Below are 11,446 nucleotides of genomic sequence, written 5' to 3'. Positions count from 1 at the left end.
CCCGGCATCGACTGGACCAGGGCCCACCAGTGGGACTTCCTGCCGCTGGACACCGAGGCGTTCCCGTCCGTGCCGCTGGCCTGTCACGTCGGCGACCTGGGCGGCACCGCGCCGGCCGTTTTCAACGCCGCCAACGAGGAATGCGTCGACGCTTTCTTGAAGGGCGGGCTGCCGTTCACAGGAATTGTCGATACGGTCGCCGAGGTGGTCGCGGAGCACGGTACGCCGGCCCGGGGAACCTCCCTGACGGTCGCGGACGTCTTGCAGGCGGAAACCTGGGCGCGCGCCCGCGCCCGTGAGCTGGCCGCCCGAGCGGCCCGTACGACATCGGAGGCTCGCGCATGACGACATGGATGACCGTTCTGGGCATAGTCGTCTTCGTCGTCGGCCTGCTCTTCTCGATCGCCTGGCACGAGCTCGGACACCTGTCCACGGCCAAGATGTTCGGCATCCGGGTGCCGCAGTACATGGTGGGCTTCGGGCCGACGCTCTTCTCGCGCCGCAAGGGCGACACCGAGTACGGCGTCAAGGCCATACCGCTCGGCGGCTACATCCGCATGATCGGCATGTTCCCGCCGGGGGAGGACGGCGCCCTGCAGGCCCGCTCCACCTCGCCCTGGCGCGGCATGATCGAAGACGCCCGTTCGGCCGCCTTCGAGGAGCTCCAGCCGGGCGACGAGAAGCGGCTCTTCTACACGCGCAAGCCCTGGAAGCGCGTCATCGTGATGTTCGCCGGGCCGTTCATGAACCTGATCCTCGCGGTCGTGATCTTCATGAGCGTGCTGATGGGCTTCGGCATCAACACCCAGACCACCCAGGTCGGCTCGGTCTCGGACTGCGTGATAGCGGCCTCCGCCCAGGCCGACAAGTGCACGAAGGGCGCCAAGGACTCCCCGGCCAAGGCCGCGGGCCTGCGCGCCGGTGACAAGATCGTCGACTTCGACGGCAAGCCGGTGCCGGACTGGGCCACCCTCCAGCAGAGCATCCGGGACACCACCGGCCCGGCGACGATCACCGTCGAGCGGGACGGCAAGCGGCAGCAGCTGCACGCGAACCTGATCGAGAACAAGGTCGCCAAGACCGACGGCAACGGCGCGTACGTGCCGGGCGAGTACGTCACCGCGGGCTTCCTCGGCTTCACCCCGGCCACCGGCATCGTCCCGCAGTCCTTCGGCCAGTCCGTGGACCGCATGGGCAGCATGGTCGAACAGGGCGTCCAGTCGCTGGTCCACCTGCCCGCCAAGGTCCCCGACCTGTGGGACGCCGCCTTCAACGGCGGCGAGCGCAAGCAGGACTCCCCGATGGGCGTGGTCGGCGCGGCCCGGGTCGGCGGCGAGGTGTTCTCGCTGGACATCCCGCCGGAGCAGCGGGTGGCGACCATGCTCTTCCTGGTCGCCGGCTTCAACCTGTCACTCTTCCTGTTCAACATGCTCCCGCTGCTGCCCCTGGACGGCGGGCACATCGCGGGCGCCCTGTGGGAGTCGGTCCGCCGGGCCTTCGCGCGGGTCTTCCGCCGCCCCGACCCCGGCCCCTTCGACGTGGCCAAGCTCATGCCGGTCGCCTACGTGGTCGCCGGGATCTTCATCTGCTTCACGCTGCTGGTGCTGGTGGCGGACGTGGTGAATCCGGTGAAGCTGACGTAGGTACCGGGGCGCTGCCCCGCATGCTTGCGGGGCAAACCGCGCACATGGGTGCTCCTCCGCCCCCCGACGGGGGGCAGGAGGGGATCGATGTGCCCACGGCAACCGTCGTGCCGTAATCTCGAAGACCGGAGCCCGCCGATCTCGGGACCTAGATCCACACCTTGGGGTTGCTCGCCAGATGACTGCCATTTCACTGGGAATGCCGGACGTACCGACCAAGCTGGCCGACCGCCGGGTCAGCCGCAAGATCCAGGTCGGACCGGTCGCCGTGGGCGGGGACGCACCGGTCTCGGTGCAGTCGATGACGACCACGCGCACCTCCGACATCGGCGCCACGCTCCAGCAGATCGCCGAGCTGACCGCCTCCGGCTGCCAGATCGTCCGGGTCGCCTGCCCGACCCAGGACGACGCCGACGCGCTGCCGGTCATCGCCCGCAAGTCGCAGATCCCGGTCATCGCCGACATCCACTTCCAGCCGAAGTACGTGTTCGCCGCGATCGACGCCGGCTGCGCCGCGGTGCGGGTGAACCCGGGCAACATCAAGCAGTTCGACGACAAGGTCAAGGAGATCGCCAAGGCGGCGAACGACGCCGGTACGCCGATCCGGATCGGCGTGAACGCCGGGTCGCTCGACCGCCGTCTGCTCCAGAAGTACGGCAAGGCCACGCCCGAGGCGCTGGTCGAGTCCGCCCTGTGGGAGGCGTCCCTCTTCGAGGAGCACGGCTTCCGGGACATCAAGATCTCGGTCAAGCACAACGACCCGGTCGTCATGGTCAACGCGTACCGCCAGCTCGCCGCCCAGAGCGACTACCCGCTGCACCTCGGCGTGACCGAGGCCGGTCCGGCGTTCCAGGGCACCATCAAGTCGGCGGTGGCCTTCGGCGCGCTGCTGAGCGAGGGCATCGGCGACACGATCCGCGTCTCCCTGTCCGCGCCGCCGGCCGAGGAGGTCAAGGTCGGCCTGCAGATCCTGGAGTCGCTGAACCTGCGCCCGCGCCGCCTGGAGATCGTCTCCTGCCCGTCCTGCGGCCGTGCCCAGGTGGACGTCTACAAGCTCGCCGACGAGGTGACCGCGGGCCTGGAGGGCATGGAGGTGCCGCTGCGCGTCGCGGTCATGGGCTGCGTCGTCAACGGTCCGGGCGAGGCCCGCGAGGCCGACCTGGGGGTCGCCTCCGGCAACGGCAAGGGCCAGATCTTCGTCAAGGGCGAGGTCATCAAGACGGTGCCCGAGTCGAAGATCGTCGAAACCCTCATCGAGGAGGCGATGAAGATCGCCGAGCAGATGGAGAAGGACGGCGTGGCCTCCGGCGAGCCCACCATCGCCGTCGCCGGCTGACACCCCCGTAGAGCCCCGGCGCCCCGCGCGCCCCACGAGCCCCGCCCCCGGACCACACCGGTGGCGGGGCTCGTGCGTGAACCGTGCCAGGTGCGGTACCCGCAGCGGATCCGCTGCCCGGCCGCCGGGGAGGTAAAGTTCCAGGACCTGCAGTTGCCTGGCCTCCCAGGCCCGTAAAGGTGAGGCTTTCCGACACGTGCTGACGACCACGACCACGACCACCAAGGTTCTGGAGCCCGGGGAGCTCGACGCCGCACTGGCCGTCCTGGACCGCGACCCCGTCGCCAACGCCTTCGTCGCCGCCCGCGTCCAGGTCGCCGGGCTCGACCCCTGGCGGCTCGGCGGCGAGATGTGGGGCTGGTACGCGGACGGCCGCCTGGAGTCGCTGTGCTACGCGGGCGCCAACCTCGTCCCCGTCTGCGCCACCCCTGAAGCGGTGCGCGGCTTCGCCGAGCGGGCCCGCCGCCAGGGACGCCGCTGCTCCTCCATCGTCGGCCCGGCCGGGCCCACCGCCGAGCTGTGGTCCCTCCTGGAGCCCGCCTGGGGCCCCGCCCGCGAGGTCCGCGCCAACCAGCCGCTGATGGTCACGTCCTCCTTCGCCACCGAGGTCGAGCCCGACCCGTACGTACGGCGCGTCGGCAAGCACGAGATGGACCTGATCATGCCCGCGTGCGTGGCGATGTTCACCGAGGAGGTCGGCATCTCGCCGCTGGCCGGCGACGGCGGACTGCTCTACCAGGCGCGCGTCGCCGAGCTGGTCGGCGCCGGGCGGTCCTTCGCCCGCGTCGACGACGGCAAGGTGGTCTTCAAGGCGGAGATCGGCGCCGCCACCCAGCGGGCCTGCCAGATCCAGGGCGTCTGGGTCGCCCCCGAGTTCCGCGGCAAGGGCCTCTCGGAGACCGGCATGGCGGCCGTGCTGCGCCACGCGCTCACCGAGGTCGCGCCCATCGCCTCGCTGTACGTGAACGACTTCAACACGGCGGCGCGGGCCGCGTACCGGCGGGTGGGCTTCGAGGAGACCGGCGCCTTCATGAGCGTCCTGTTCTGAGCCACCGGTCCGGTCCGAGCCACCGGTCCGGGCGTGCTGTTCCGCGCCACCGGCGGTCCGCCGCCCGTACCGGGCCCGCCGGCCGATCGTCTTACGGCCCGGTGCCTTGTACGCTCCCGACCATGGATGACGTCGCGGTCGGCCCCCTGGATCTCGCCGTCCGTGTGGACGACGCGCTCGCCGTGCAGGCACTGGCGTTCGGACTGACCGACGACGAGATCGGCGTCCGCCGCCACATCGTCCTGCGGCACCTGACCAGCCCCGGGGCCCGCGCCCTCGGCGCCACCACACCCGCCGGGCGCCTGGTCGGCTTCGTCTACGGGATGCCCAACAGCCGTACGCACTGGTGGTCCACGGTCGTCGAGCCGTACCTGCGCCACCAGGAACGGGACCACTGGCTCGACGACTCCTTCGTGATCACCGAGCTGCACGTGCTGCCCGCCTTCCAGAACCGGCGCATCGGCCGCGAACTGATCACCCGCATCACCGACGCCGCGGCCGAACCGCGCAGCATCCTGTCCGCCATCGACACCGACAGCCCCGCCCGCGGCCTGTACCGCTCCCTGGGCTACCAGGACCTGGCCCGCCGCGTACTGTTCCCGAGCGCCCCGCTGCCGTACGCGGTGATGGGCGCGCCCCTGCCCCTCAAACGCTGACCGGCGGCGACCGGGCGAGGGGCGGATCCCATTTCCGTGGCGCGTGTCCCTCCGGATAACCTCGCGGAAGTCACCTTTCTTACGCAGGAGAATCACCATGGCCCAGGTCCAGCGCATGTCCCGGTTGATGATCAAGACGCTGCGCGACGACCCGGCCGACGCCGAGACCGCCAGCCACAAGCTGCTCGTGCGCGCCGGCTACGTCCGCCGCACCTCCGCCGGCATCTGGACCTGGCTGCCGCTGGGCAAGAAGGTGCTGGAGAACGTGTCGCGCGTCATCCGCGAGGAGATGGACGCGATCGGTGCGCAGGAGGTGCTGCTGCCGGCCCTGCTGCCCAAGGAGCCCTACGAGGCCACCGGCCGCTGGGAGGAGTACGGCGACCAGCTGTTCCGGCTCAAGGACCGCAAGGGCGCCGACTACCTCCTCGGGCCGACCCATGAGGAGATCTTCACCCTCATGGTCAAGGACCAGTGCACGTCCTACAAGGACCTGCCGGTGATGCTGTACCAGATCCAGACCAAGTACCGCGACGAGGCGCGCCCGCGCTCCGGCGTGCTGCGCGGCCGCGAGTTCCAGATGAAGGACTCGTACAGCTTCGACACCACCGACGAGGGCCTGGCCGAGTCGTACCGCCTGCACCGCGAGGCCTACCAGAAGATCTTCCAGCGGCTGGGCCTGGACTACCGCATCGTCTCCGCCGTCTCCGGCGCCATGGGCGGCTCCGCCTCCGAGGAGTTCCTGGCCCCCGCCGCGGCCGGCGAGGACACCTTCGTGGACTGCCCGGCCTGCGACTACGCGGCCAACACCGAGGCCGTCACGGTCACCGTCCCGGCGGTGGACGGCACCGGGCACGGCCCCGTCGAGGAGCTGGACACCCCCGACACCCCGACCATCGAGACGCTCGCCGAGCACCTGGGCGTACCGGCCTCCGCCACGCTGAAGAACCTGCTGGTCAAGGTGGACGGCGAGATCGTCGCGGTGGGCGTGCCCGGCGACCGCGAGGTGGACCTCGGCAAGCTCGGCGAGCACCTGGCCCCGGCCACGGTCGAGCTGGTCACCGCCGAGGACTTCACCGGCCGCGACGACCTGGTCCGCGGCTACGTCGGCCCGCAGGGCCTGGCCGGCAAGTCGTTCAAGTACCTCGCCGACCCGCGGGTCGCCCCCGGCACCACCTGGATCACCGGCGCCAACAAGGACGGCAAGCACGCGCGCAACGTCGTCGCGGGCCGCGACTTCGAGGTCGACGAGTACCTGGACGTCGTCGTGGTCGAGCCGGGCGACCCCTGCCCCCAGTGCGGCGCGGGCCTGCGCATCGACCGTGCGATCGAGATCGGCCACATCTTCCAGCTGGGCCGCAAGTACGCGGACGCCTTCCAGTTGGACGTGCTCGGCCAGAACGGCAAGCCCGCGCGCGTCACGATGGGCTCGTACGGCATCGGCGTCTCGCGCGCCGTCGCGGCCCTCGCCGAGCAGACCCACGACGCGTCCGGCCTGTGCTGGCCGCGCGAGATCGCCCCGGCCGACGTGCACGTGGTCGCCGCGGGCAAGGCCAAGCAGACCGAGCTGGCCCTGGAGGTCGGCGACAAGCTGGGAGCCGCGGGCCTGCGCGTCCTGGTGGACGACCGGGCGGGCGTCTCGCCGGGCGTGAAGTTCACCGACGCGGAGCTGCTGGGCATCCCGAAGATCCTGGTCGCGGGCCGCCGCGCCGGCGAGGGCGTCGTCGAGCTGAAGGACCGCCGTACGGGCGAGCGCGAGGAGCTGACGGTCGAGGAGGCCGTGGCCCGGCTGAGCGCCTGACACCGGCTTCCAGGGGCTGGGCGGGACCGGGGAACCGGTTCCGTCCAGCCCCTGTCCGTCTTTACGGCAGGGGCGCCCCTACAGCCAGGTGGCGAACTCCAGCAGCAGCTCACCGCGCTGCACGTCGCCGCCCGTCGTCGTCATCTCACGGATGCCGGAGTCCACCGCCCGGTACAGCGTCCAGCTGCGCAGCCGGTCGCGGTCCACGTCCAGGGAGTCCGCCAGCTTGGCGACCCGGCGTCGCGCCGCCGAGGCCGCCCCGGAGCCGGCCGCCAGGTCCTCGAAGCGGTCCAGCACCAGCCAGGCCAGGTCGTACGCCCGCTCGCCGACCACCGGCGACGGGCCGACCGCCAGCCACGGCGTCCGTTCCCCGGCCAGCACCTTGCCCTGCCGGAACGCGCCGTGCAGCAGGACGTCCTCGGGGGCGTCGGCCGGCAGCGCCCGGCGCAGCTCCAGGCTCTCGTCCAGCAGCGGCCCCGCGGCCGGGGTCGCCGCCCCGAGGGCGCGCAGCTCCGCCACGGCTTCTTCCGTACGGCCCGCCAGGGACGCGAAAGGATGGCCGTCGGCCGGCGTCACCCACAGCCGCCGTACCGTGCCCGCCGCCTCCAGCAGCGCCTTCGCCTCGGGCAGCGAGCGCAGGGACACCGCGCCCTGCAAACGCTCCAGGAGCAGCGCACCGCTGTCCGCGTCGGCGCGCAGCAGCTGTGCCGCGCCCCAGCCCTCCCACTGCGCCAGCGCCGCGCCCTCGTGCGCCGGCGCACGGCCGGGGGCCGGGAACTTCAGCGCGGCCGGTGTGCCGTCGGCCTGCCGCACGTACACCAGCAGACTGCTGCGGCCACCCGGCTCGTGCACCCGCTCCGGCGTCAACTCCCAGGCGTCCAGGCGCTGTCGCACCATGGCGGGCAGCCCCGCCAGCCAGGCACCGGCCGGGCCGTCCGGATCGCCGCCGAGCGCGCTCACCAGCCGTTGCGGCGGTTCGATGGGTGCCGTAGCCATGCCTGTGCTGTCCCTTTCGGTGGACGTTCGGTGACCTCCCGGTGCGGGCGGTCGTCAGTGCCGGTCCGCGGCGGCGCCGGGCGCTGTGCCGGCTCGGGGGCCGGACGGGGCACCGCCGGACGGGCTGCCGGACGGGGTGCCGGCGTCCCCGGCCCGTTCCGCGAGCCCAGGGAAGGCTACGCCGCTGCCGCGCCAGCGCACCGCACGCACCGCGGCCTCCCGCAGCGCCCCGGCCGCGTCCCGGCGCCGCGGCCCGGCGCCGTCACGTACGAGATCCGCGTACACGGCCGCCACCCGGTCCTCCAGTTCCGCGGCCAGCCGGGCGGCGGCGGCCGCGTCCGGCACCGGGAACGGCAGCTCGTAGGCGGCCGCGGCGGCCCGCGGGGTGCCGCCCAGGTCCCGTACACCGCGCCGCAGCTCGTCCCGGCGCGCGCGGTGCGCGTCGTACCCCTCGCGCGCTTCCTTGCGCCGGTCGTCGCCGATCCGGCCGCCGACCACGCCGTACCCGTAGACGGCCGCGTGCTCGGCCGCCAGCGCGGCCTGGAGCGCCCGCAGCTCGGCGCCGCGCGCGTCGTCCTCCGCCGCGTCCGTACGCGCCGCCCTGGATGTCAGCATCCCTGTGCCCCTTCCGTGACCGGGCCCCGGCCCGGCCGCTGTCCCGTCGTGCGTGCGGCCGCCGTCGCGGCGTTCCTCACGCGCCGTCCTCCGTGAGCAGGTACGCGTGCGCCGCGCCCGCGGCCGCGACCGACGCCAGCAGCCTGGCCAGCTCCGGCGCCGCGCTCACCAGGGCCGTGGCGCGGGCGTCCGCGGTACGGCGTTCCGCCGCCGCGAGGTCCGTGCGCGCCTGCTTCTCGTCGGGCGGGACGGCGGGGGCGGACGGCGCGGACGAGGCCGGTGAGGCGGGGGACGGGGACGCGGCGGCGGCCGCGTCCGTACGGGGCCGGGCGGACGGGCCGCCGGACGCGGCGGGAGCGGGGGAGGCCCCGAAGGCCGCCGCGTGCCGGGCCACTTCGGCCCGCAGCGGCCGCAGCCGTTCGCCGAGCCCGGGGTGGGCGGCGAGCGTCGCGTCGTACCGGGCGAGCAGCGCGGAACTGTCCCGCGCGGCCTGCGAGCGCAGCCGCGCGTCGGCCGCCGCGTCCGCGTCCTCGCGGCCGCCGCCCGGCCCGGAATCCTCCGAGCAGCCGGCGAGCAGCAGCGCCGTCCCGCCGAGCACGGAGCCGGCCAGCAAGGTCCTCCTGCGCGTGAGCGCGACGTTGTGCACGTATGACTTCCCGGGGTCTTCGGTGGGGGCGGCCGTGGTGATCACCGCAGGCGAGCGTATCCGTGACCGGCCACCGAATCGTCAGTACCCCGCCGGAACAGCTAGGCTTTGACCCGACACGCGACCTTCCCACAACAGCACACGCGGCCGAGGAGTCACCCGGATGAGCACCACCCAGAGCGAGAGGCTGCGCGGACTGCTTGAACCGCTCGTCGCCGCGCGAGACCTGGATCTGGAAGAGATCGAGGTGACACCGGCCGGAAAGCGGCGTGTGCTGAGGATCGTGGTCGACTCCGACGACGGCGTGCAGCTGGACGAGTGCGCCGAGCTGAGCCGTGAGGCGTCGCAGGCGCTCGACGACTCCGACGTGATGGGCGGCGCCCCGTACACGCTGGAGGTCACCTCCCCCGGAGCCGACCGCCCGCTGACCGAGCCGCGGCACTACCGCCGCGCCGTCGGCCGCCTCGTCCGGGCCCAACTCCACGAGGGCGGCGAACTGGTGGCGCGTATCACCGCCATGGACGACGAGGGCCTGGACCTGGAAGTACCGGGCGTGAAGGGGCGCAAGCCCACCGCCCGCCGGGTCGCCTTCGCCGAGATCGCCAAGGCGCGCGTGGAGATCGAGTTCAACCGTAAGCAGGACCAGGGGCGCGACGACCGCGCCGAGCAGAACGACGAGAGCCAGGAGGAGGCGTAGCCGTGGACATCGACATGAGTGCCCTGCGGGGTTTGGTGCGGGAGAAGGAGATCTCGTTCGACCTGCTGGTCGCGGCCATCGAGTCGGCCCTCCTCATCGCGTACCACCGCACCGAGGGAAGCCGCCGCCACGCGCGGGTGGAGCTGGACCGCAACACCGGCCATGTGACGGTGTGGGCCAAGGAGGACCCGGCCGACCTCGAAGAGGGCGCCGAGCCGCGTGAGTTCGACGACACCCCGTCGGGCTTCGGCCGGATCGCGGCGACCACCGCCAAGCAGGTCATCCTCCAGCGGCTGCGGGACGCCGAGGAGGAGATCACCTTCGGCGAGTACGCCGGACGGGAGGGCGACGTCGTGATGGGCGTCGTCCAGCAGGGCCGGGACCCGAAGAACGTCCTGGTCGACATCGGCAAGCTGGAGGCCATCCTGCCCGCGCAGGAGCAGGTCCCCGGCGAGGAGTACGCGCACGGCACCCGGCTGCGTTCGTACGTCGTCCGGGTGGTCAAGGGCGTGCGCGGCCCGTCCGTGACCCTCTCGCGCACCCACCCCAATCTGGTGAAGAAGCTGTTCGCCATGGAGGTGCCGGAGATCGCCGACGGTTCGGTGGAGATCTCCGCCATCGCCCGTGAGGCGGGTCACCGCACCAAGATCGCCGTACGGTCCACCCGCTCCGGGCTGAACGCCAAGGGCGCCTGCATCGGCCCGATGGGCGGCCGGGTGCGCGCGGTCATGGCCGAGCTGCACGGCGAGAAGATCGACATCGTCGACTGGTCGGACGACCCGGCCGAGCTGGTGGCGCACGCGCTGTCGCCCGCCCGGGTCAGCAAGGTCGAGGTCGTCGACCTCGCGGCCCGTTCCGCCCGGGTGACCGTGCCCGACTACCAGCTGTCGCTGGCCATCGGCAAGGAAGGGCAGAACGCCCGGCTCGCCGCCCGGCTCACCGGCTGGCGGATCGACATCCGCCCGGACACCGACCAGGGCGCGGACCAGGAGTGATCCGGAGGCGCCGCCGGGCGCGGGGCAGACCCGCGCCCGGCGGCGGCCCGGTGTGGACAGGGGTGCGGCCGCAGCCGGAAAATCGGTGGCGGCCCATCGGAATTTTGAGAGACCGTTCGGGCATTACCCCGTAGGGGTGAGGTCGGCGCGGGGAGGTAGACTTAAGCAGTGTCTGGCCGGACGCATGCCCGCGTATGCCCTGAGCGCACCTGTGTGGGGTGCCGGGAGCGAGCGGCCAAGGACGATCTGTTGCGGATCGTGGTGATCGAGGGTGAGTGTGTCCCCGATCCTCGCGGTACGCTGCCCGGCCGGGGTGCTTACCTGCACCGGACCCGGGACTGTCTCGATCTGGCGGTCCGCCGCCGGGTCTTCCCCCGGGCCTTCCGGGGCCGGGGACCGTTCGACACGACGGCCTTGCGCCGGTTCGTCGAACGGACGCACGTTGATCAAGCCGCACCGGTTGATCAGGCAACACCGTAAGAAAGCACAGCGCACGGAAAACCGTGCGGTCAGGTACCTCGCGAGTCGGAAGTAGGTCGAGATTGCGATGAGCACTCGATGAGTACGCGATGAGTACGCCCATGAAGTAGCGACGGTCCGGTGGACACCCGGACCTAGAAGGAGCGAAGTGGCTAAGGTCCGGGTATACGAACTCGCCAAGGAGTTCGGAGTGGAGAGCAAGGCCGTGATGGCCAAGCTCCAAGAACTTGGTGAATTCGTCCGTTCGGCGTCCTCGACCATCGAGGCGCCGGTTGTTCGAAAGCTGACCGACGCTTTCCAGGCTGGCAGCGGCAACGGCCGTGCCGCCGGCAAGCCCGCGGCGCCGCGCAAGAGCGCGCCCTCCCCCGCAGCTGGACGCGCGGGAGGTGCCCCCACGCCGTCCGCGCCGTCCCCGGCGCAGGGCGCACGTCCGGGTGCCCCCAAGCCGGGCGCCCCCAAGCCGGGCCCCGCGGCTCCGGCGCCGGCCGCCCCCGAGGCACCGGCCGCCCCCGAGGCGCCCCAGTCCCAGGCCCCGG

12 protein-coding genes and 1 pseudogene are annotated in these 11,446 nt (G+C 72.5%); 10 read left to right on the top strand and 3 right to left on the bottom strand.

Features of this window, described 5'->3' with window-relative positions; translation table 11 throughout:
• From JXZ78_RS39770 to JXZ78_RS39745, 6 genes and pseudogenes are all read left to right on the top strand, one after another.
• A pseudogene (locus JXZ78_RS39770) lies at window positions 1–345 on the top strand (1-deoxy-D-xylulose-5-phosphate reductoisomerase); the annotation flags it as partial.
• Window positions 342–1,643: a M50 family metallopeptidase gene (locus JXZ78_RS39765; protein WP_030018068.1), complete on the top strand. Its 1,302-nt coding sequence runs from the start codon at window positions 342–344 to the stop codon at window positions 1,641–1,643. The pseudogene JXZ78_RS39770 and the gene JXZ78_RS39765, both read left to right, overlap by 4 nt.
• Before the next feature lie 178 nt (window positions 1,644–1,821).
• Complete coding sequence (gene ispG, locus JXZ78_RS39760) at window positions 1,822–2,979, top strand: flavodoxin-dependent (E)-4-hydroxy-3-methylbut-2-enyl-diphosphate synthase (RefSeq protein ID WP_073760739.1); 1,158 nt, start codon at window positions 1,822–1,824, stop codon at window positions 2,977–2,979.
• 199 nt (window positions 2,980–3,178) lie between these two features.
• The gene (locus tag JXZ78_RS39755; RefSeq protein ID WP_030024320.1) at window positions 3,179–4,027 is read left to right on the top strand and encodes a GNAT family N-acetyltransferase; all 849 of its coding nucleotides are present in this window, start codon (window positions 3,179–3,181) and stop codon (window positions 4,025–4,027) included.
• A 122-nt stretch (window positions 4,028–4,149) separates the two neighbouring features.
• The gene (locus JXZ78_RS39750; RefSeq protein WP_030024321.1) at window positions 4,150–4,683 is read left to right on the top strand and encodes a GNAT family N-acetyltransferase; all 534 of its coding nucleotides are present in this window, start codon (window positions 4,150–4,152) and stop codon (window positions 4,681–4,683) included.
• A gap of 97 nt (window positions 4,684–4,780) precedes the next feature.
• Window positions 4,781–6,481, top strand: a complete 1,701-nt coding sequence (locus JXZ78_RS39745) for a proline--tRNA ligase (RefSeq protein WP_030024322.1) — start codon at window positions 4,781–4,783, stop codon at window positions 6,479–6,481.
• 78 nt (window positions 6,482–6,559) lie between these two features.
• Here JXZ78_RS39745 and JXZ78_RS39740 read toward each other — a convergent pair whose 3' ends face one another.
• The 3 genes from JXZ78_RS39740 to JXZ78_RS39730 all read right to left on the bottom strand — a co-directional run bounded on the left by JXZ78_RS39740 (window position 6,560) and on the right by JXZ78_RS39730 (window position 8,783).
• Window positions 6,560–7,477, bottom strand: a complete 918-nt coding sequence (locus JXZ78_RS39740) for an aminoglycoside phosphotransferase family protein (protein ID WP_030024323.1) — start codon at window positions 7,475–7,477, stop codon at window positions 6,560–6,562.
• 54 nt (window positions 7,478–7,531) lie between these two features.
• Window positions 7,532–8,092, bottom strand: a complete 561-nt coding sequence (locus tag JXZ78_RS39735; RefSeq protein ID WP_050502992.1) for a ferritin-like domain-containing protein — start codon at window positions 8,090–8,092, stop codon at window positions 7,532–7,534.
• Between the two features lie 76 nt (window positions 8,093–8,168).
• A complete protein-coding gene (locus JXZ78_RS39730; RefSeq protein WP_238783717.1) occupies window positions 8,169–8,783 on the bottom strand; it encodes a hypothetical protein in 615 nt (204 codons plus the stop codon).
• 118 nt (window positions 8,784–8,901) lie between these two features.
• Here JXZ78_RS39730 and rimP point away from each other — a divergent pair, with 118 nt between their 5' ends.
• The 4 genes from rimP to JXZ78_RS39710 form a co-directional block, all read left to right on the top strand.
• Window positions 8,902–9,435 carry a ribosome maturation factor RimP gene (gene rimP, locus JXZ78_RS39725; RefSeq protein ID WP_030024328.1) on the top strand — a complete coding sequence of 178 codons (534 nt, stop codon included), beginning with the start codon at window positions 8,902–8,904 and terminating at the stop codon, window positions 9,433–9,435.
• 2 nt (window positions 9,436–9,437) lie between these two features.
• Window positions 9,438–10,430 (top strand): transcription termination factor NusA, encoded by a 993-nt coding sequence (nusA, locus tag JXZ78_RS39720; protein WP_030024329.1) that lies wholly within the window; start codon window positions 9,438–9,440, stop codon window positions 10,428–10,430.
• A gap of 168 nt (window positions 10,431–10,598) precedes the next feature.
• Entirely contained in the window at window positions 10,599–10,910 is a 312-nt protein-coding gene (locus JXZ78_RS39715; RefSeq protein ID WP_078624645.1) for a YlxR family protein, read from the top strand.
• A gap of 148 nt (window positions 10,911–11,058) precedes the next feature.
• On the top strand, window positions 11,059–11,446 hold a 388-nt coding region (locus JXZ78_RS39710; protein WP_238783716.1), incomplete at its 3' end, for a translation initiation factor IF-2 N-terminal domain-containing protein.

The sequence above is a fragment of the Streptomyces monomycini genome, assembly GCF_022271435.1.
Taxonomy (GTDB): domain Bacteria; phylum Actinomycetota; class Actinomycetes; order Streptomycetales; family Streptomycetaceae; genus Streptomyces; species Streptomyces monomycini.
This window is presented reverse-complemented; position numbering and strand designations above follow the sequence as displayed.

Bases quoted from the DNA above. Each gene is read 5' to 3' on its own strand.
- JXZ78_RS39765 (WP_030018068.1), top strand. From the start codon at position 342: ATGACGACATGGATGACCGTTCTGGGCATAGTCGTCTTCGTCGTCGGC.
- ispG (WP_073760739.1), top strand. From the start codon at position 1,822: ATGACTGCCATTTCACTGGGAATGCCGGACGTACCGACCAAGCTGGCC.
- JXZ78_RS39750 (WP_030024321.1), top strand. From the start codon at position 4,150: ATGGATGACGTCGCGGTCGGCCCCCTGGATCTCGCCGTCCGTGTGGAC.
- JXZ78_RS39745 (WP_030024322.1), top strand. From the start codon at position 4,781: ATGGCCCAGGTCCAGCGCATGTCCCGGTTGATGATCAAGACGCTGCGC.
- JXZ78_RS39740 (WP_030024323.1), bottom strand. From the start codon at position 7,477: ATGGCTACGGCACCCATCGAACCGCCGCAACGGCTGGTGAGCGCGCTC.
- JXZ78_RS39735 (WP_050502992.1), bottom strand. From the start codon at position 8,092: ATGCTGACATCCAGGGCGGCGCGTACGGACGCGGCGGAGGACGACGCG.
- rimP (WP_030024328.1), top strand. From the start codon at position 8,902: ATGAGCACCACCCAGAGCGAGAGGCTGCGCGGACTGCTTGAACCGCTC.